The following is an 18,569-nucleotide window of genomic DNA, read 5'->3' as shown; positions in this document are numbered from 1 at the left end:
ACCGGGGGGAGGCAGTCCTACCAGCGCCCGCCGACGACGGCGCGCCGGTCCGCTGGTCGAGGCGGCGCTCAGGACGTCGGGAGCGACCAGTCGACCGGGCCCGCGCCCTGCGCCGCCAGGGCCGCGTCGACGGCCGAGAAGGGCCGGGAGCCGGTGAACCCCCGCCGGGCGGACAGGGGGCTGGGGTGCGCGCTCTCCACGACCGCCGTGACGCCGAGCACCGGGCGCAGCGCCTGGGCGTCGCGGCCCCAGAGCACGGCCACCAGCGGGAGGTCCCGGGCGACCAGGGCCCGCACGACCTCCTCGGTGACCTGCTCCCAGCCGCGGCCCCGGTGGGCGGCCGAGCGGCCCGCCTCCACGGTGAGCACGCGGTTGAGCAGGAGGACCCCGCGGTCGGCCCAGGGGGAGAGGTCGCCCGTGGCGGCCGGGGCCAGGCCGGTGTCGGCGTCGCGCTCGGCGAGCAGGTTGCGCAGCGTGGGCGGCAGCGGGCGCACGTGCGCCTCGACGGAGAAGGACAGGCCCACCGCGTGGCCCGGCGTCGGGTAGGGGTCCTGCCCGACCACGAGGACGCGCACGTCCCCGGGCGGCTGGGCGAGGGCGCGCAGCACCCGGCCGCCGCGCGGCAGCACCTCGAGGCCGCGGGCGACGTCGTCCGCCAGCGCGTCCAGCGCGCGCACGAGGGCGTGCCGGGCCGCGCCCAGCGCGGGCCACCACCCGGGGTGCACGACACCCAGGTCGACGCCGGCGCGCTCCGCGGCGCGCGCGACCTCCGCCGACGGGCCCACCTCCGCCGACGGGCCCTCCGGCGCCGGTGCCGGCGGCTCGGGCAGGAGCGCGAGCTGGTCGTCCGGGACCGGGGGCGGGGAGGACGACGGCGACGGGGACTGGGACGGCGGCCTCGGCACCCGTCCACGCTAGGCGCGGCCCGCGACGGCCCGGCGCCCGGGCGGCCCCCGGGGCCGCGCGGGCGCCGGTCGGGTGGTGCTCCTGCGACGAACCACACCGGTGTCATCCGCGGCGTAGGGTGCCCGAGCGGCGCGGACGCGCGCCGCGCCGCGCTCGAGAGGAGACCCCGTGGACGAGGCAGCCGCCGGCGCCGACCACGCGCCCGCCGTCCCCGGCCCGCCGGTGGGCGCGCTGTCCGAGCGCGACGCGGAGATCCTCGCCTTCGAGCGCCAGTGGTGGCGCTACGCCGGGGCCAAGGAGCAGGCGGTCCGCGAGCTGTTCGACCTCTCGGCGACGCACTACTACCAGGTGCTCAACGCCCTCCTGGACTCCCCGGAGGCCCTGGCGCACGACCCCATGCTCGTCAAGCGGCTGCGGCGCATGCGCAGCCAGCGCCAGCGCTCGCGCACCGAGCGCCGGCTCGGCGCGCGGGGCTAGGCGTGGCGTCCGGCCCGCCGCGCGACGAGCTCGACGACCTGCCCGAGGACCCCCGCCGCCAGGGGGCGCACCGGGCCCGGCCGAGCGCGCTGCGCCGGGTCGCCCCCGTGCTGCTCGTCCTCGCGCTGGCGGTGCTCGCCGCGCTGGTCGTCACCCTCTGGTTCGACCTGGGTCGCTGAGCTCCTCCGCGCCGCTGAGGGGGCGCAGCGACCTCCTCCGTTCCTCGCCAGCGCGGGGAGCGAGCGGCTACTCTCGGCGCCGGTCGAGCAGTTCGACGAGCACCGGTCCCGGGCGCGCCCGGACGGACGACCCGCGCGTCGCAACCATCGCGAGCTCCGCGAGCGTGAGACCCGGGGTGCCCGACGGCGCCGCGAACCCGCACACAGCGACACAGGAGTAGCACCATGGCTCAGGGAACCGTGAAGTGGTTCAACGCCGAGAAGGGGTACGGCTTCATCACCGTCGACGGCGGTGGCCCGGACGTCTTCGTGCACTGGTCCGCCATCCAGATGGACGGCTACCGCTCCCTCGAGGAGGGCCAGCAGGTCGAGTTCGAGGTCGGCCAGGGCCAGAAGGGCCCCCAGGCGGAGGCCGTGCGACTCGCCTCCTGACCCTCACGGCGCCCGAGCCGGGCTGCCACCCACGACGCCGTCGCCCGCACCGGGCGGCGGCGTCGTCGTGCGTCGGGGTCCCGGGGCCGGGGCGCCGGCGCCCGCGCGGCCGCAGATCCGGGGGCCGGGTCGTTTGCACTCGAGGGGGAGGAGTGCTCATCATGGGGACTGGCACTCTCGCACGAGAGTGACAACGGACCTCGGTCGTCAGGTGAGGGCCGTGCGCGCGGCGGGACGTGACCGCTGCGCCGCGGCTCGTCCGTCGCGGGCACCGACCGGCCGCCCACCCGTCACCGGGAGGAAACCCCCAGCATGGCCAAGATCATCTCGTTCGACGAGGAGGCCCGCCGTGGCCTCGAGCGCGGCATGAACCAGCTCGCCGACGCCGTCAAGGTCACCCTCGGCCCCAAGGGCCGCAACGTGGTGCTCGAGAAGAAGTGGGGCGCCCCCACGATCACGAACGACGGCGTCTCCATCGCCAAGGAGATCGAGCTCGAGGAGCCCTACGAGAAGATCGGGGCCGAGCTCGTCAAGGAGGTCGCCAAGAAGACGGACGACGTCGCGGGCGACGGCACCACGACCGCCACGGTCCTGGCCCAGGCGATGGTCCGCGAGGGCCTGCGCAACGTCGCCGCCGGCGCCAACCCGATGGCCCTCAAGAAGGGCATCGAGCAGGCCGTCGAGGCCGTCTCGAAGCAGCTCCTCGCCTCCGCCACCGAGGTCGAGACGCGCGAGCAGATCGCCGCCACCGCGGGCATCTCCGCGGGCGACGCGTCCATCGGCGAGCTCATCGCCGAGGCCATGGACAAGGTCGGCAAGGAGGGCGTGATCACGGTCGAGGAGAGCAACACCTTCGGCCTGGAGCTCGAGCTCACCGAGGGCATGCGCTTCGACAAGGGCTACATCTCGCCCTACTTCGTCACGGACTCCGAGCGCATGGAGGCCGTCCTCGAGGACGCGTACATCCTCTTCAACGAGGGCAAGATCTCCTCGATCAAGGACCTGCTCCCGCTGCTCGAGAAGGTCACGCAGTCGGGCAAGCCGCTCGTCATCATCTCCGAGGACGTCGACGGCGAGGCCCTGGCCACGCTGGTCGTCAACAAGATCCGCGGGATCTTCCGCTCCGCCGCCGTCAAGGCGCCGGGCTTCGGCGACCGCCGCAAGGCGATGCTGCAGGACATGGCCATCCTCACCGGCGGCCAGGTCATCTCCGAGACGGTGGGCCTCAAGCTCGAGACCACCGGCCTGGAGCTGCTCGGCCAGGCGCGCAAGGTCACCATCACCAAGGACGAGACGACCATCGTCGAGGGTGCGGGCGACAGCGACCAGATCGCCGGCCGCGTCAACGAGATCCGCGCGGAGATCGACCGCAGCGACTCCGACTACGACCGCGAGAAGCTCCAGGAGCGCCTCGCCAAGCTCGCCGGCGGCGTCGCCGTCATCAAGGCGGGCGCGGCCACCGAGGTCGAGCTCAAGGAGCGCAAGCACCGCATCGAGGACGCCGTCCGCAACGCGAAGGCGGCCGTCGAGGAGGGCATCGTCGCCGGTGGTGGCGTGGCCCTCATCCAGGCCGGCAAGACCGCCTTCGAGACCCTGTCCCTCACGGGGGACGAGGCCACCGGCGCGAACATCGTCAAGGTCGCCGTCGAGGCCCCGCTCAAGCAGATCGCGGTCAACGCCGGTCTCGAGGGCGGCGTCGTGGCGGAGAAGGTGCGCAACCTCGAGGTCGGCCACGGCCTCAACGCGGCCACCGGCGAGTACGTCGACATGCTCGCCACCGGCATCAACGACCCGGTGAAGGTCACCCGCTCGGCGCTGCAGAACGCGGCGTCCATCGCGGCCCTGTTCCTCACCACCGAGGCCGTCATCGCCGACAAGCCGGAGAAGGCTGGCGCCGGCGCCGGCGCTGGCGCCGACGGCGGCATGGGCGGCATGGACTTCTGAGTCCGCCCGCCGGGCTCGCCCGGCACCGCTCCTGACCGAGCTGCACGTCCCACGAGGGCGGTACCCCACCGGGGTGCCGCCCTCGTGGCGTCCCCGTGCCCGCTCGCCGTGCCGTCGAGACCCCGACCTGCGGCCACGTCGGGCGAGGGGCGCCGGGGACGGCGGCGCGCGGCCACGTCGGCCGGCGGGAGCGGGCGCGCCCGGACGTAGGGTCGGGCGGTGGCCGTGCTCGTCGACCCCCCGCGCTGGCCCGCGCACGGGCGCGAGTGGTCGCACCTCGTGAGCGACGTCTCCCTCGAGGAGCTGCACGCGTTCGCGCGCCGCGTCGGCATCCCCGCGCGGGGCTTCGAGGGCGACCACTACGACGTGCCGGCGGAGCGCCTCGAGGACCTGCTGGCCGCCGGCGCGGTCCTCGTGCCGGCGGGCGAGCTGCTGCGACGCCTCGTCGCGAGCGGCCTGCGGGTGCCCAAGCGCCGCGGGCAGCGGGTGCTCGACAGCTGGCTCGAGCGCAGGACCGACGGCGCGGCCGTCCACGTCGACCTCGTCGCCAGCTCCCACCCGCCCCCGGCCCCCACGACCCGCGGCGTCCGCGGGCTCGTGCTCGACGACGACCGGTGCCTGCTGCTGCGCCGACTGGCGGGCTCGCAGGACGGTCGCTGGGCGCTGCCCGTGGTGGTCCCGGTCGTGGGCCGGCCGCTCGGCTTCACCCGCCACCGGCCGCCGGCGGACCCCGCCGCCGGGGGGCGTCGGGCGCCGTCGTCGTCCTGGCGCCACCTCGCGCTCGTCGACGCGGCCCCGTCGGAGGTCGTCGCGGGGGCGCTCGACGAGCTGCGTCGCGTCCCGGTGACCAGCGCCGCCCAGGTGTGCGGCGCGCCGCCCTGGTGGCCGCTCGTCGTCCACTCGCTCGAGGCGGTCGTGGCCGCGCGGCGCTGACCTCGGCGCAGGCCTACCGTGGGCGCGTGAGCACCTCGGACGTCTCCGCACCCCGCGGCCCAGCCCGGGAGCGCGACTCCTCGCGCGTCTCGGCACCGGCTCGGCGCCTGGCCCGCGCCGTCGTCACGGAGCAGCCGCTGGACGTCGCCGAGCACGCCGCCGCCGTCGAGGACGCCGCGGCGGGGGCGGTCGTCACCTTCGGCGGCGTGGTGCGCGACCACGACCACGGGGTCGGCGTGGCGCGGCTGGAGTACTCCGCGCACCCCACCGCCGGTCGCGTCGTCGAGGAGGTGGCGCGTGAGGTGCTGGCGGCGCACCCGGTCGACGCCCTGGCTGTGAGCCACCGCACCGGCGCCCTGGAGGTCGGGGACGTCGCCTTCGCCGTCGCCGTGTCCGCCGCGCACCGCCGCGAGGCCTTCGCCGCCTGCGAGGTCGTCGTCGAGGAGGTCAAGGCCCGCCTGCCGGTCTGGAAGCACCAGCTCCTGTCCGACGGCGGCGACGAGTGGGTCGGCATGCCCTGACCGCCCGACGAGCGGGTCGGCACGCCCTGACCGCCCGACGAGCGGGCCGGCACGCCCTGACCGCCCGACGAGCGGGCCGGCATGCCACGACCGCCCCGCGGCGGCGCTCCGCCGACGTGCCTCGGCCTGGCCGGGACGGGGGTGGAGCTCGAGCCGGGCCCTAGCGCTCGGCGGGTGCGGCGACCAGGCCCTTGCCGTAGGTCCGCGTCATCTCGTCGTCCGCCCAGGCGTAGGCCGGGGCCGGGCGCCATCCCTCGCGCTCGTACAGGGCGATCGCCTCGGGCTGCAGCGTGCCCGTGACCAGGTGCAGCGCCCGGAACCCGCGCTGCCGGGCGGCGTCCTCGGCGGCGGCGAGCAGCGCCGTCGCGACGCCGCGCCGCCGGGCCGACGCGGGCACGAAGAGCCGCTTCAGCTCGCCGACGCCCGGGCCCGCGACCGGCAGCGGCGCGACGACCGCGCAGCCCAGGGGCTCCGCGTCGTCGGGCGCCGACGCGAGCAGGCGGACGACGTCACCGGCCTCTGGGGCGGGCAGGCCCTCGGGCGGCTCGAGCGAGCCGTCGCCGTAGCGCCGGCGCAGCTCCGCCTCGGCGGCGCGCACCAGCCGGGCGTGGCGCGGGTCGTCACCGGGCACGACGCGGACCTCGACGCCACCCCGCCCGGCGTCAGCCACCGGCGAAGGGGGGCAGCACGTCGACGACGGGCAGCGGTGCCGTGGGGTCCTGCGGCCCGACGACGACCGGGTCCTGCGGCCCGGCGGCCACCTCCCCGACGAGCACGGTGGCGACCTCGAGCACCGGGCCCAGGGCCGGGTGGCGCCGGGCGAGCGCGCGGCGCAGGTCGGCGACCACCGGGACCGCCCCCGCCTCGCCGGCGAGGACGTCGACGACGTCCTCCTCGGTGCCCGCGGCCGCCGCGGCGCCCGCGAAGAGCCGGACGCGCAGGCGGGCGCCGTCCACGGCGGTGCCGCTGCGCGCGGTGTCGTGCGTGGTCATGCGCTCCTCATCCACCGATCGCGCTCATGGACCGCGACGGACGCGCGAAGCCGCTCGTCGTCAGCGGCTCGGCCTCGCCGATGCCGTGCGCCGGGGCCTTGCCCCACATCGCCGCGCGCCAGACGTCGGCGACCTCGTCGTCGCTCGCCCCCGAGCGCAGGAGCCCGCGCAGGTCGGTCTCGGACGTCGAGAACAGGCAGCTGCGCACCTGGCCGTCGGCGGTGAGCCGGGTGCGGTCGCACGGCCCGCAGAACTGGCGGGTGACGGAGGCGATGACGCCGACGCGGCCCAGCGGCGGCGACGCCGGGTCGGCGCCCAGGGGGCGCACCCACCACCGCTGCGCGGGGGCGCCGCCCCGCACCGCCGGGTCCTCGGCCTCGAGGTCGTAGGCGCTGCGCAAGCGGGCGAGGACGTCGTCGGCCGTGACGAGGCCCTCGCGCGTCCAGGCCCCCTGGGCGTCGATCGGCATCTGCTCGATGACGCGCAGCTCGTAGCCGTGCTCCAGGGCCCACGCGAGGAGCTCGGGCGCCTCGTCGTCGTTGACCCCGGGCAGGAGCACCGCGTTGACCTTGATCGGCCCGATGCCCGCGGCGGCGGCCGCGGCCACGCCGGCGAGGACGTCGGCGTGCCGGTCGCGCTGGGTGATCCGCGCGAAGCGGTCGGGGCGGAGGGTGTCGAGGGAGACGTTGACCCGGCGCAGCCCGGCGGCGGCGAGCCCGGCGGCCCGTCGGTCCAGGCCGAGGGCGTTGGTGGTCAGGGACGCCTCGACGGCGGCGCCGTCGGCCGTCCGCAGGGCGGTCGTCTCGGCGACGATGCGCTCGAGGCCGCGCCGCAGCAGCGGCTCACCGCCGGTGTAGCGGACCTCCTGGACGCCGAGGCGCTCCACCCCGAGGCGCACGAGGCGGACGACCTCGTCGTCGGACAGGCGCTGGTCGTCCGGCATCCAGTCCAGGCCCTCGGGCGGCATGCAGTACCCGCACCGCAGGTTGCAGCGGTCCGTCAGCGAGACGCGGAGGTCGACCGCCGTGCGCCCGGAGCGGTCCACCAGCCCGGGGACGGCGGGCCGCCCCGCCGTGGCCGCGGCCACGGCGGCGGGGTCGCGGGCGTCCCGCGGCGGGCGCCGCACGGGGGGCATGCCGAGCGCGACGGCACCGGTCGGTGCCGTGGGTGCCTGCGGGACGCTCATCGCCCACCAGGGTACGTCTGCGGCAGGGCGCCCGCCCCCGACCGAGGTCCCGGTCGGCCACCGGCCCGACGGGGGGCGGGCCGGTGACCGGGCTCCGGAGGGCGGACGCCCGAGGGCGTGGGCGGACCGTCAGAGGGCGAACATCCGCGCGTTGCGCTCCTCGACCTCGGCGTAGGACGTGCCCGCGGCCGCGAGCGCGCCGTTCACCTGGTCCAGCGAGGAGCGCACGCGCTCCTGCGTGCCGCGCCAGTCGGCCACGACGGCCTGGAACTGGCTGGAGGCCTGCCCCTTCCAGCTGCCCTGCAGGTCCAGCAGGGAGCGCATCATCCGGTCCACCTCGCCGGCCAGGGCGGCGGACGACGCCCGCACCGCCGCGCTCGCCTGCTGCACCTGGCCGCTGTCGACCTCGAACCTGCTCACGGCACCTCCTCGTCTCGGGGACCGGTGCGGTCCCGCTGCGCGGGACGCTAGGTCGCCGCGCCGCGCCTCCGCAGCGCTCGTCCACAGGCCCCGGGCGCCGCCGCGGGCGCGGACGGCGCGACGCCCCGGCGCGGTGCGCCGGGGCGTCGTCGGAGGTGCCGGCAGGGCGGTGGTCAGCCGACGGCGCGGGTGCCGAGCACGGCCGGCACGGCGCTCTGCTGCTCGTCGCGCACGACCGTGAGCTCCACCTCGGTGCCGGGCGCCCGCTCCCGCAGCTGGGCGGTGAGGGACTCGGCGCCGACCACCGGCTGGCCGTCGACGGCCGTCACGGCGTCCCCGGCCCTCAGGCCGGCCTCCTCGGCGGGCGTCCCGCCCGTGACCTCCTGGATGCCGGCGGCCAGGCGCGTCGTGCCGTCGGCCGTGGCCGTCGCGTCGGTGAGCGAGACGCCGAGCCAGGCGTGGTCCGCCGTCCCGTCCGCGATGAGCTCGTCGGCGATCCGCCGCGCCTCGTCCGAGGGGATGGCGAAGCCGAGGCCGATGGACCCGGCCGCCTCGCCCGTGCTGGCGATCGAGGAGTTGATGCCGATCACGGCGCCGCTCGCGTCCACGAGCGCGCCGCCGGAGTTGCCGGGGTTGATGGCGGCGTCGGTCTGGATGGCGTTGGTCACCACCTGCTCCGTCTGCTGCTGCTGCGGCGAGGTGCCGAAGGGCAGCTGCTGCTGCGGCTGCTCCTGCGCGGTCTGCTGCGTGGTCGTCACGGGGCGGTCGAGCGCCGAGACGATGCCGGTCGTCACGGTGTCGGTGAGGCCGAGCGGGTTGCCGACGGCCATGACGGGCTGGCCCACCTCGACGGCGGCGGAGTCGCCGAGGGTCGCGGCGGGCAGGTCGGCCGGCGGGTCGGCGATCTGGAGCACGGCGAGGTCCGTGGCGGCGTCCTCCCCGACGACGGTCACGTCGTCGTGGACGCGGCCGTCGGACAGGACCACCCGCAGCTGCGCGCCCGGGCCCGCGCCGTTGATGACGTGGTAGTTCGTCAGGATCCGGCCCTGGTCGTCCAGCACGACGCCGGAGCCCTCGCCCGAGCCGGCCTGGCTCGCCACCTGGATCGCGACGACGCTGGGGGCGACCTCCCGGGACACGCGCTGCCAGTCGACGGCGCCGGTGGTGGCCGGGGCGCCGGCGGAGCCGGAGGCGGACGACGAGCTGGAGGACGGCGCGAGGGCCGCCGCGGACGTCGTGGACGCGCCGCGGTCGGTCAGCGCGTCGACGCCGAGGGCGGCGCCCCCGCCGACGAGCGCGGCGACGAGGCCGACGGCCACCAGGGAGCCCCAGCCGGGCCCGCGGCGCTGGCGGGACGGGCGCGCGCCGTCGGTCGGGGCGCTGCCCCCGGGGCCCTGGGGCGGCGGAGCCGCGCCGTACCAGGCGGTCGGCTGCTCGCCGCCGTGGCGGGCACCGGTGGTCGGCGCCGCCCACGGGTCCGAGGGCCAGGGGCTGGTCTGCGAGGGGCTGGCCTGGGCGGAGCCGGTCTGCGGGGAGCTCGCCCGGGGGCGCTCCCACGAGGACGGTGCGCCGCCACCCACCGGCTGCCCCGCGTAGCGCGCAGCGGGCGCCCCGTCGTGGTGGCCGTGCACGTCGTAGGGGCCGTGCGGGTCCCGGTCGGAGCCGTCGCGCGGGGGGAGCCGGTCACCGGGGACGCCGGCCTGGGGCGGGGCGGGGTGGGTCACGTCGTTCCTCCTGCGGGTGGTGCGAGGCGCGGAGCGGGACGCTCCGGGCGATGCGACCAGTAGAGACCCCGCGGATGCGCGCACCCCGGGTGCAGCCTGGACGTTGCCTCCGAAGGCGGGCCCGTGCGCCGGACCGCCCGCACCCGCACGCTCCCGCTGCCGGCCGACGCGGGCGGGCGGGCGGCTCGCTCAGCGCTCGAGCGGGCCCTCGCCGTCGAGGTCGTCGACCTCGTCGTCGTAGGCGGCGTCGTCGTCCGGCAGCTCCTCCGCGGGCAGCGCCACCTCGACGGTCGCCCCGCCGCCGGGCGTCGGGACGACCCGCGCCGCGCCGCCGTGGGCCCGGACCAGGGCGGCGACGATGGCGAGCCCCAGCCCGCTGCCGCCCCCGCTGCCCCGGGTCCGCGAGGTGTCCGAGCGGTAGAAGCGCTCGAAGACCCGCTCGGCCTCGTCCGGGGGGATGCCGGCGCCGTGGTCGACGACCTGCCACGTGGCCCAGGCCCCGCCCTCGTGCCGCCGGACGCCGACGCCGATCTCCAGCGGGGTGCCCGCGGGCGTGTGCCGGACGGCGTTGCCCACCAGGTTGGTGAGCACCTGGCGCAGCCGGGCGTCGTCGCCGGTGACGGGGGCGGGCGAGGGCGCCGGGGAGCCGTCGAGCCCGGTCAGGCGGACGGCGCGGTCGGGCGCCAGCGCGCCCAGGTCGTGGACGGCGTCGCCGGCCAGGACGAGGAGGTCGACGGGGTCGCGGCGCAGCGGTCGCTGCTCGTCGAGGCGGGTCAGGGCGAGCAGGTCCTCGACGAGCCCGCCCAGGCGGGACGCCTCGGTCTCCACGCGGCTGAAGGCGGCCGTGACGTCGGCGGGCTCGCGCACGGCGCCCTGCCGGTGCAGCTCGGCGAAGCCGCGGATGGCGGCCAGCGGCGTCCGCAGCTCGTGGCTGGCGTCGGCGACGAAGCGCCGCATGCGCGCCTCGGACGCCTCGCGCGCGGCCAGCGAGGTCTCGATGCGCTCGAGCATGGCGTTCACGGCCTCGCCCAGGCGCCCCACCTCGGTGCCCGGCCACGCGTCGGGCACCCGCCGGCTGGCGTCCCCGGCGCCGTAGGCGACGGCCACCGCCTCCACCTCGCGCAGCGGGCGCAGCGAGCGGCGCACCGCCACGCGCCCGGCGAGGGCGGCGACGACCAGGACGGCCAGCGCCACCAGCCAGAAGAGGGTCCGCACGGTCGACACGGCCGCGTCGACCTGGTCGAGCGGGTAGGCGATGGACAGGACCTCGCCCTGGGCGGGGAAGGGCACCGCCACGACCCGCCAGTCGTCGTCGCCGAAGGGAGCGCCCTCGCGCTCGACGGCGACCTCGACGTCGAGGCCGCTGAGGTCCGGCAGGTCTGCCCCCGGGGTCTCCGGCGGGTACCTGACGCGCCCGTCGTCGTCGGTCACGACGACGACGTAGTCGGTGGGCACCGCTGCGTCCTCGCCGGCCGCCTGGCGCTGGAGCAGACTGCTGATGTCGCGCGGGGTGGCGCTCTGAGCCACCAGCTGGTCGTCGACGCTGCCCACGAGCACCGACCGCAGCAGCGACGTCGTCGTCACGCCGGTGACGAGCAGCGCGAGCAGGAGCAGCCCGGCGACGAGCACGACGAGCTTGGTGCTGAGCGGGACCTGGTCGACCCAGCGGGACGCGGGGGGCCGGCGCTCGGTGCCGTCCGGGCCCACCTCGGGCGGCGGTGGCTCGGCCGGCAGCCGCCGGCGCACCGGCTCGGGCAGCCGGCGCGTGACCCGGGCGTAGCGGGTGGGGCTCACGCCGCCTCGGGGGGCAGGCGCAGCACGTAGCCGACGCCGCGGCGGGTGTGGATCAGCGGGTGCACCGGCTGGCCGTCGAGGCCCGTCCCGGTGTCGACCTTGCGGCGCAGGTAGGAGATGTAGGACTCGACGATCCCGGCCTCGCCGTTGAAGTCGTAGTTCCACACGTGGTCGAGGATCTGCGCCTTGGACAGCACCCGGTTCGGGTTGAGCATCAGGTAGCGCAGCAGCTTGAACTCGGTGGGGGAGAGCTCGACGTCGCGCCCGCCGCGGCGGACCTCGTGGCTGTCCTCGTCCATCTCCAGGTCGGCGAAGACCAGGTGGCCCGGCGCCGGCGCCGCCCCGCCCCCGGTGCGCCGCAGGATGGCGCGGATCCGGGCGACGACCTCCTCGAGGCTGAAGGGCTTGGTGACGTAGTCGTCGCCGCCCACCGTCAGGCCCTGCACGCGGTCGGCGAGGTCGTCCTTCGCCGTGAGGAAGAGGACCGGCGTGTCGCGCCCGCGCTCGCGCAGGCGGCGCGTCACGGCGAACCCGTCGAGGTCCGGCATCATCACGTCGAGGACGAGGAGGTCCGGGCGCACGCGCTCGGCCTGCCGCAGCGCCTCGTGCCCGTCCGCGGCCGTGTGCACCTCGAAGCCCGCGAAGCGCAGCGAGGTGGACAGCAGCTCGCGGATGTTCGGCTCGTCGTCGACGACGAGGAGGCGGGCCTCCGGTGAGTCGGTCATGTCGGCCAGTGTGCGCGCCGAGCCTGGCCCGCGTCTGCCCCTCGCCTGGGAGGTCGCTGGGCGCCGGCTGTCCGGCCGGCCCCGTCCTGGGGGGCCTCGCCGAGGCCCCGCGGCGTGCGCCCGGCCGCCCCGGCGGCGAGGGTGGGGCGCCCACCCCCCCACCTCGGAGGTCCCCCATGCCCACCGTCGGCGACCACCTCGTCTCGCGCCTGGCCACCTGGGGCGCCCACCGGTACTACGGCTACGCCGGGGACGGCATCGGCGGCGTGATGTCCGCCGTCGACCGCGCGGCCCAGCGGGGCGCGGCGCAGTTCGTCCAGGTCCGGCACGAGGAGACGGCCGCCTTCGCGGCGTGCGCGGACGTCAAGTACGGCGGCAGCGACCTCGGCGTCGTGGCCGTCACCTCGGGCCCCGGGGCGATCCACGCCCTCAACGGCCTGTACGACGCGAAGATGGACCACGTCCCCGTGGTCGCGCTGCTGGGGCACACCGCCACCTCGGCGCTGGGGACGTCGTTCTACCAGGAGGTGGACCTGGCGAACCTCGTCAAGGACGTCGCCGGGGACTACGTGCACGTCCTGTCGGACGCCTCGCAGGTGCAGCACGCGGTGGACCGCGCGGCGCGCACGGCGCTGGCGCACCGGACGGTCACGGTGCTGGTCCTGCCGAGCGACCTCCAGGACGCCGACGCCGTCGAGCACCCGCCGTACGCGCACGGGTACGTGCACACCTCGTCCGTGCCGAGCAGCCCGGTCGGGACGCCGCCGGCCGAGAGCCTGCGCGCCGCCGCCGAGGTGCTGCGGGCGGGCAAGAAGGTGGCGGTCCTGGCCGGCGTCGGCGCCGCGGGCGCTCGCGAGGAGCTCACGGCCGTGGCCGACCGGCTGGGCGCGGGGGTCGCGAAGGCGCTGCTCGGCAAGACGGTGCTCGACGACGACCTCGAGTGGGTCACCGGCGCCATCGGGCTGCTCGGGACGCGGCCGTCGTGGGAGCTCATGGACGGCTGCGACACCCTCCTCATCGTCGGCTCGACGATGCCCTACAGCGAGTACTACCCGGCGCCCGGGGCGGCGCGGGCCGTGCAGATCGACGTCGACGGCGCCCGCTGCGGGCTGCGCTACCCGACGGAGGTCAACCTCGTCGGCGACGCGGCGCTCACCCTGGCGGCGCTGCTGCCGCTCCTGGAGGAGGACGGCGGGGCGCAGCCCGACCCGTCCTGGCGCGAGGACGTCGCGCGCTGGAACCGCGCGTGGGACGCCTGGAGCCTGGAGAGCGCGACGGCGAAGGCGGAGCCGCTGAACCCCCAGCTGGTCGTGCGCGGCCTGTCCGACCGCCTGCCCGACGACGTCATGGTGGCTGCCGACTGCGGCACGGCGACCGCCTGGTTCGCCCGGGACCTGTCGATGCGCCCGGGGATGCTCGCCTCGCTGTCCGGCACGCTGCTGTCGATGGGCGGCGGGATGCCGTACGCCCTCGCCGCCAAGGAGGCCCACCCCGACCGGCCCGTCCTCGCGATCATCGGGGACGGGGCCATGCAGATGAACGGCGTCAACGAGCTCATCACCGTCGCCCAGCGCTGGCGCGGGTGGGCGGACCCGCGCTTCGTCGTCCTCGTGCTCAACAACCGCGACCTGTCCTTCGTCACCTGGGAGGCGCGGGCGCAGCAGGGCGAGGTGCCCTACGCCGACGCCCAGCGCGTCCCCGACGTCCCCTACGCGGGCTGGGCGGAGCTGCTCGGGCTGGCCGGGCGGCGCCTCGACGGGCCCGAGCAGGTCGGGTCGGCCCTCGACGCCGCGTGGGCGTGGGACCGCCCCTTCGTGCTGGACGCGGTCGTGGACGAGGACGTGCCGATGATCCCGCCGCACCCCAGCGCCGAGCAGGCGTGGAACACCCTCAAGAGCCAGCTCAAGGGGGACCCGGCTGCCGCCGGCGTCCTGCGCCAGGGCCTGCGCCAGTCGGTCGGCGCCGCCGGGCGCGCCGTCGCGGGGGCGCTGCGGGGCGACTGAGCGCCGGGTGCCGGGGCGGCGGCCGCCCGTCACCCGCCCCCGGTCACCCGCAGGCGGCGTCCACGCCCTCGGGGGAGAGGGCGTGCTCGGCCACCATCGCGCTGGCGCCCGCGACCGCCGCCCGGTCGCCCATCTGCGAGCGGACCACCCGCAGGTCCGCGGTCGCGAGGGGCAGCGAGCGCGCGTAGACGACCTCGCGCACGCCGGCCAGCAGGTGCTCGTCCACCTCGGCCAGGGAGCCGCCCAGGACGACCACCGACGGGTTGAGGATGTTGACGCAGGTGGCGAGGACGCGACCGAGGTCGCGACCCGCGGTGCGGACGGCGGCCACGGCCCGGGCGTCCCCGCCGCGCACCAGCTCCACGACGTCCCCGACGCCCTCGACCCGCGCGCCGTCCGCCGCCAGCGCCCGCGCGAGGGCCCCGCCCCCGGCGACCGCCTCGAGGCACCCGGTGTGGCCGCACGCGCACGGGGCGTCGTCGCGGCCGGGCACCTGGACGTGGCCGAGGTCGCCCGCTGCGCCGCGGGCGCCGCGGTCGAGCCGGCCGCCGCTGATGATGCCCAGGCCGATGCCGGTCGAGACCTTGACCACGAGCAGGTGGTCCGCCCCGCGCCACGCGTGGACGTGCTCTCCCAGCGCCATGAGGTTGACGTCGTTGTCGGCCAGGACGACGCCGGGCAGGTGCGCGCCGACGAGGCCGCGGACGTCGGCGTCGTCCCAGCCGGGCATGATCGGCGGCCGCACGGGGCGCCCGCTGCCGTGGTCGACGGGGCCCGGCAGGCCGATCCCCGTGCCCACCAGCTCCTCGGGGCCGCGCCCGGCGCGCTCGAGCAGGTGCGAGGCCGTCCGGACGACCCACTCGAGCACGGGCTCCGGGCCGTCGGCGATGCGCAGCGGCGCGGCGTGCGCCGCGAGCACCTCGCCGGCGAGGTCGGTGAGCTCCACGACGCCGTGGGTGACCCCGAGGTCGGCGCCCAGCACGACGCGCGACCCCGGGGCGAAGGCGAAGCGGGCCGGTGGCCGCCCGCCCGTGGAGACCGCCTCTCCCACCGCGGCGACGAGCCCGGACTCCAGCAGGCGGTCGACGCGGGAGGCGATGGAGGAGCGCGACAGGCCGGTCGTCTCCGCGAGCTCGGCGCGGGTGCGGGCGCGGCCGTCGCGCAGGTGCTGGAACAGGTCGCCGACCCCGGCGACGGCCGGCCGCGGGCGTGCGGCGCCCGAGCGGCTCGCGGGCGCCCCGGCGGGGGGCGGCACGGCCTCGGCCGTCCCGGCGGCGGGGGTCTGCTGCGCCATGGGTCCTCCTGCTCTGCCGCGGTGCCAGGTGACCGCCGACCGACACTACGCGGCGGGACGTGAGGCCTTTCACACCGTCGACGGAGAACTTTTGCTTGACGGGCGTCAGAAGTCTCCCTAGCGTCCGTCGTGCCCGGCGAAGGAGCCGGGTCACCCCCCGGGGTGGCGGAGACGACGGCGTCGACGTCGACGAGGAGGCACCCGTGCCAGCTGAGCCGAGCACCGCGCCCCCGGCGCCGCGGCCCGCGGCGGGTGCGCCGCTGCTGCGGTGCACCGGTCTCGTGAAGGCCTTCCCGGGCGTGCGCGCCCTCGACGGCGTGGACCTCGAGGTCCTCCCCGGCGAGGTGCACTGCCTGCTGGGCCAGAACGGCGCCGGCAAGTCCACGCTGATCAAGGTCCTGGCGGGGGCCCACGCCCCCGACGAGGGGGAGCTGGTGTGGCGGGGGGAGCCCGTGCGGGTCACGACCCCCCAGGCCGCCATCGACCTCGGCATCGGCACGATCTACCAGGAGCTCGACCTCGTCGACGGCCTGACCGTCGCGGACAACGTCGAGCTGGGGCAGGAGCGCTCGCGCGCCGGGCTCTCCCGGCGGAGGGAGGCCAGGCAGCGGGCCTCGGCGCTGCTCGCCCGGCTCGGGCACCCCGAGATCTCGCCCTCGGCGGAGGTGGGCTCGCTCCCCGCGGCGGCGCAGCAGGTGGTCAGCATGGCGCGCGCCCTCTCGCGGGACGTGCAGCTGATGATCATGGACGAGCCCTCGGCCGTGCTCGACTCCGGCGAGGTCGAGCGGCTGTTCGCCGTCGTGCGCGAGCTCACGGCCCAGGGCGTGGCCGTCGTCTACATCTCCCACCGGCTGGAGGAGGTCCGCGAGATCGGGGACCGCATCACCGTCCTCAAGGACGGCCGGACGGTGGCCTCCTCGCTCGACGTCCGGGACACCCCCACGCACGAGGTCATCCGGCTGATGACCGGGCGCTCCGTGGAGAACGTCTTCCCACCGCGCCCGGCGCCGGTCGAGGACGCCGCCCCGGTGCTCTCGGTGCGGGACCTCGCGCGGCGGGGGGAGTTCACCGGCGTCAGCTTCGACGTCCGCGCGGGCGAGGTGGTCGGCCTCGCCGGGCTCGTGGGCGCCGGCCGGTCCGAGATCGTCGAGACGGTCTACGGCGCACGCCGAGCCACCTCGGGCGTCGTGGAGGTGGACGGCCGGCCGCTGCGCCCGGGGGACGTGGCCGGCGCCGTCCGCGCGGGGGTCGGGCTGTGCCCGGAGGAGCGCAAGAGCCAGGGCCTGGTCCTCGGCGAGTCCGTCGTCCGCAACATCAGCCTCTCGAGCCTGGGCCGCTTCGCCCGTGGCGGCCTCGTCGACCGGGGGCGTGAGCGCGCCGCGGCCGACGAGCAGGTGGCCGCGCTCGACGTGCGGCCCCGCGACCCCGAGCGGCCCGCGGGCGACCTCTCGGGGGGCAACCAGCAGAAGGTCCTGCTGGGGCGCTGGCTCCTGCGCGGCTGCCGCGTGCTCCTGCTCGACGAGCCGACGCGCGGCGTGGACGTCGGCGCCCGGTCCGAGCTGTACGCCCTGGTGCGGGCGCTGGCGGACTCGGGCGTGGCGGTCGTCGTCGTCTCGAGCGAGATCGAGGAGGTCCTCGGCCTGTCCGACCGCGTGCTCGTGGTGGCCGACGGCGAGGTCGTGCACCAGGGGCCCGCCGGCGAGCTCGACGAGCACCGGGTCCTGGACCTGGTGATGCAGGGGGGCGGCGCGAGGCGGGGGAGCAGGGCCTCCACCTCCTCGCCGGGGACGTCCGCCCCGCCCGGCCCGACGGCACCGCCCAGCACGACCGCACCGGGGCCCGGAGCCCCCACGACGCACGGGAGCGCGGCATGAGCGTCAGCAGCAGCAGCAGCACGACGGCGCAGCCGGGGGCGGCCCTGGGCCTGCCCGAGCCGTCGCCCGAGCCCGGGGCCTCCGGCGGACGCCGGCGGGCGGGGCTCCTGTCCGGCTCGGCCGGGCGCAGCGCGGGCCTGGTGCTCGCCCTGCTCGTGCTGTGCGCCGTCGGCGCGCTCACGGCGGGGGAGCGCTTCGCGTCGGTGGACAACCTCGTCACGGTGCTGCGCGCCGCGGCCGTCGTCGGCATCGTGGCCGTGGGCATGACCTTCGTCATCACGGGCGGCGGCATCGACCTGTCCGTCGGGGGCCTCGTGGCGCTGTCCTCGGTGTGGGCCACCACCCTGGCGACCCAGGCCCTGGCCGCGGACCTGCACTGGGGCGTCATGGTGTTCACGGCCCTCGCCGTGGGGACCGCGGCCGGGTTCGTCAACGGCGTGGTCATCAGCTACGGCAGGGTCGTCGCCTTCATCGCGACGCTGGCCATGCTGGTCGCCTCGCGCGGCCTCGCCGAGATCATCGCCGGCCGCCGCACCCAGATCATCGACGGCGTGCCCGGCTTCGCCGACTTCTTCGGCGCGTCGGTCCTCGGCGTCCCCGTCCTCGTGCTCGTCTTCGGGCTGGTGGCCGCCGCGGGCTGGGTCCTGCTGAACCGCACCACCTTCGGGCGGCGCACCTTCGCCGTCGGGGGCAACCCCGAGGCCGCCCGCCTCGCCGGCATCCGCGTGCAGCGGCACACGCTGATGCTCTACACCCTGAGCGGCCTCACCTGCGGCATCGCCGCGGTGATGCTCATGGCCCGCACCACGACGGGCAGCTCCACCCACGGCACCCTGCTCGAGCTCGAGGCCATCGCGGCCGTCGTCATCGGCGGGACCCTCCTGGCCGGTGGCCGCGGCACCATCACGGGCACGGTCCTGGGCGTCCTGATCTTCACGACGCTGACCAACGTCTTCGTCCTCAACAACCTCTCCACGTCCGTGCAGGCCGTGGCCAGCGGCGCGGTCATCGTCGGCGCGGTCCTCCTGCAGCAGCGGGTCGCCGGGAGGGCGAGCTCCGGCAGCGGGCGGCACTAGCGCCGGCCTCCGCGTCCCGCACCCGTCCCGCCGGCCCTCCCCGCGACCCCGCGCACCGCCGCGCCCCCCGGCACCACCCGACCGCGCAC

At 77.0% G+C, this 18,569-nt stretch carries 18 protein-coding genes; 9 read left to right on the top strand and 9 right to left on the bottom strand.

The window, feature by feature from the left end; translation table 11 throughout:
* Positions 1-68: 68 nt before the first annotated feature.
* Complete coding sequence (locus Q0848_RS11050) at positions 69-905, bottom strand: uracil-DNA glycosylase (RefSeq protein WP_299037495.1); 837 nt, start codon at positions 903-905, stop codon at positions 69-71.
* Positions 906-1,128: 223 nt separating this feature from the next.
* Between Q0848_RS11050 and Q0848_RS11045 the strand changes: the two genes are divergently transcribed.
* The 6 genes from Q0848_RS11045 to Q0848_RS11020 all read left to right on the top strand — a co-directional run bounded on the left by Q0848_RS11045 (position 1,129) and on the right by Q0848_RS11020 (position 5,392).
* Positions 1,129-1,383: a DUF3263 domain-containing protein gene (locus tag Q0848_RS11045; RefSeq protein ID WP_366146558.1), complete on the top strand. Its 255-nt coding sequence runs from the start codon at positions 1,129-1,131 to the stop codon at positions 1,381-1,383.
* A 2-nt stretch (positions 1,384-1,385) separates the two neighbouring features.
* Positions 1,386-1,562, top strand: coding sequence for a hypothetical protein (locus tag Q0848_RS11040; RefSeq protein ID WP_299037491.1), 177 nt, complete (start codon positions 1,386-1,388; stop codon positions 1,560-1,562).
* 225 nt (positions 1,563-1,787) lie between these two features.
* The gene (locus tag Q0848_RS11035; protein WP_299037490.1) at positions 1,788-1,994 is read left to right on the top strand and encodes a cold-shock protein; all 207 of its coding nucleotides are present in this window, start codon (positions 1,788-1,790) and stop codon (positions 1,992-1,994) included.
* A gap of 312 nt (positions 1,995-2,306) precedes the next feature.
* Positions 2,307-3,938: a chaperonin GroEL gene (gene groL / locus Q0848_RS11030; RefSeq protein ID WP_299037488.1), complete on the top strand. Its 1,632-nt coding sequence runs from the start codon at positions 2,307-2,309 to the stop codon at positions 3,936-3,938.
* Between the two features lie 219 nt (positions 3,939-4,157).
* A complete protein-coding gene (locus Q0848_RS11025) occupies positions 4,158-4,871 on the top strand; it encodes a DUF4031 domain-containing protein (RefSeq protein ID WP_299037486.1) in 714 nt (237 codons plus the stop codon).
* 107 nt (positions 4,872-4,978) lie between these two features.
* Entirely contained in the window at positions 4,979-5,392 is a 414-nt protein-coding gene (locus Q0848_RS11020; protein WP_366146557.1) for a molybdenum cofactor biosynthesis protein MoaE, read from the top strand.
* Between the two features lie 160 nt (positions 5,393-5,552).
* Here Q0848_RS11020 and Q0848_RS11015 read toward each other — a convergent pair whose 3' ends face one another.
* The 7 genes from Q0848_RS11015 to Q0848_RS10985 all read right to left on the bottom strand — a co-directional run bounded on the left by Q0848_RS11015 (position 5,553) and on the right by Q0848_RS10985 (position 12,233).
* Entirely contained in the window at positions 5,553-6,062 is a 510-nt protein-coding gene (locus Q0848_RS11015) for a GNAT family N-acetyltransferase (protein WP_299037482.1), read from the bottom strand.
* Positions 6,055-6,384: a MoaD/ThiS family protein gene (locus Q0848_RS11010; RefSeq protein ID WP_299037480.1), complete on the bottom strand. Its 330-nt coding sequence runs from the start codon at positions 6,382-6,384 to the stop codon at positions 6,055-6,057. The genes Q0848_RS11015 and Q0848_RS11010 overlap by 8 nt, the downstream gene beginning before the upstream one ends.
* A 7-nt stretch (positions 6,385-6,391) precedes the next feature.
* Positions 6,392-7,570 (bottom strand): GTP 3',8-cyclase MoaA, encoded by a 1,179-nt coding sequence (gene moaA / locus Q0848_RS11005; protein ID WP_299037478.1) that lies wholly within the window; start codon positions 7,568-7,570, stop codon positions 6,392-6,394.
* A gap of 129 nt (positions 7,571-7,699) precedes the next feature.
* Positions 7,700-7,990 carry a WXG100 family type VII secretion target gene (locus tag Q0848_RS11000; RefSeq protein WP_299037475.1) on the bottom strand — a complete coding sequence of 97 codons (291 nt, stop codon included), beginning with the start codon at positions 7,988-7,990 and terminating at the stop codon, positions 7,700-7,702.
* Between the two features lie 173 nt (positions 7,991-8,163).
* On the bottom strand, positions 8,164-9,714 hold the full coding sequence (locus tag Q0848_RS10995; protein ID WP_299037473.1) for a S1C family serine protease: 1,551 nt from the start codon (positions 9,712-9,714) through the stop codon (positions 8,164-8,166).
* 189 nt (positions 9,715-9,903) lie between these two features.
* The gene (locus Q0848_RS10990; RefSeq protein WP_299037471.1) at positions 9,904-11,508 is read right to left on the bottom strand and encodes a cell wall metabolism sensor histidine kinase WalK; all 1,605 of its coding nucleotides are present in this window, start codon (positions 11,506-11,508) and stop codon (positions 9,904-9,906) included.
* Positions 11,505-12,233, bottom strand: a complete 729-nt coding sequence (locus tag Q0848_RS10985) for a response regulator transcription factor (protein WP_299037470.1) — start codon at positions 12,231-12,233, stop codon at positions 11,505-11,507. The genes Q0848_RS10990 and Q0848_RS10985 overlap by 4 nt, the downstream gene beginning before the upstream one ends.
* Before the next feature lie 176 nt (positions 12,234-12,409).
* Between Q0848_RS10985 and Q0848_RS10980 the strand changes: the two genes are divergently transcribed.
* Positions 12,410-14,236 (top strand): thiamine pyrophosphate-requiring protein, encoded by a 1,827-nt coding sequence (locus Q0848_RS10980; RefSeq protein ID WP_299037468.1) that lies wholly within the window; start codon positions 12,410-12,412, stop codon positions 14,234-14,236.
* A gap of 43 nt (positions 14,237-14,279) precedes the next feature.
* On the opposite strand, the gene Q0848_RS10975 is transcribed toward Q0848_RS10980, so the two are convergent.
* Positions 14,280-15,530 (bottom strand): ROK family transcriptional regulator, encoded by a 1,251-nt coding sequence (locus Q0848_RS10975; RefSeq protein WP_299037466.1) that lies wholly within the window; start codon positions 15,528-15,530, stop codon positions 14,280-14,282.
* Positions 15,531-15,790: 260 nt separating this feature from the next.
* On the opposite strand from Q0848_RS10975, the gene Q0848_RS10970 reads away from it, so the two are divergent.
* Together Q0848_RS10970 and Q0848_RS10965 are read left to right on the top strand one after the other, a co-directional pair.
* The gene (locus Q0848_RS10970) at positions 15,791-17,404 is read left to right on the top strand and encodes a sugar ABC transporter ATP-binding protein (protein ID WP_366146556.1); all 1,614 of its coding nucleotides are present in this window, start codon (positions 15,791-15,793) and stop codon (positions 17,402-17,404) included.
* Positions 17,401-18,480 carry an ABC transporter permease gene (locus Q0848_RS10965; RefSeq protein WP_299037462.1) on the top strand — a complete coding sequence of 360 codons (1,080 nt, stop codon included), beginning with the start codon at positions 17,401-17,403 and terminating at the stop codon, positions 18,478-18,480. Before Q0848_RS10970 ends, Q0848_RS10965 begins: the two co-directional genes overlap by 4 nt.
* The last annotated feature ends 89 nt before the right edge of the window (positions 18,481-18,569 follow it).

It is taken from the genome of uncultured Pseudokineococcus sp., assembly GCF_947495735.1.
GTDB lineage: Bacteria > Actinomycetota > Actinomycetes > Actinomycetales > Quadrisphaeraceae > Pseudokineococcus.
Note: the sequence above shows the minus strand (reverse complement) of the source record. Positions and strands in the feature narration are given on the sequence as shown.

Coding starts and splice junctions, on each gene's coding strand:
- Q0848_RS11035 (WP_299037490.1), top strand. CDS start 1,788: ATGGCTCAGGGAACCGTGAAGTGGTTCAACGCCGAGAAGGGGTACGGC.
- groL (WP_299037488.1), top strand. CDS start 2,307: ATGGCCAAGATCATCTCGTTCGACGAGGAGGCCCGCCGTGGCCTCGAG.
- Q0848_RS11010 (WP_299037480.1), bottom strand. CDS start 6,384: ATGACCACGCACGACACCGCGCGCAGCGGCACCGCCGTGGACGGCGCC.
- moaA (WP_299037478.1), bottom strand. CDS start 7,570: ATGAGCGTCCCGCAGGCACCCACGGCACCGACCGGTGCCGTCGCGCTC.
- Q0848_RS10985 (WP_299037470.1), bottom strand. CDS start 12,233: ATGACCGACTCACCGGAGGCCCGCCTCCTCGTCGTCGACGACGAGCCG.
- Q0848_RS10980 (WP_299037468.1), top strand. CDS start 12,410: ATGCCCACCGTCGGCGACCACCTCGTCTCGCGCCTGGCCACCTGGGGC.
- Q0848_RS10975 (WP_299037466.1), bottom strand. CDS start 15,530: ATGGCGCAGCAGACCCCCGCCGCCGGGACGGCCGAGGCCGTGCCGCCC.
- Q0848_RS10965 (WP_299037462.1), top strand. CDS start 17,401: ATGAGCGTCAGCAGCAGCAGCAGCACGACGGCGCAGCCGGGGGCGGCC.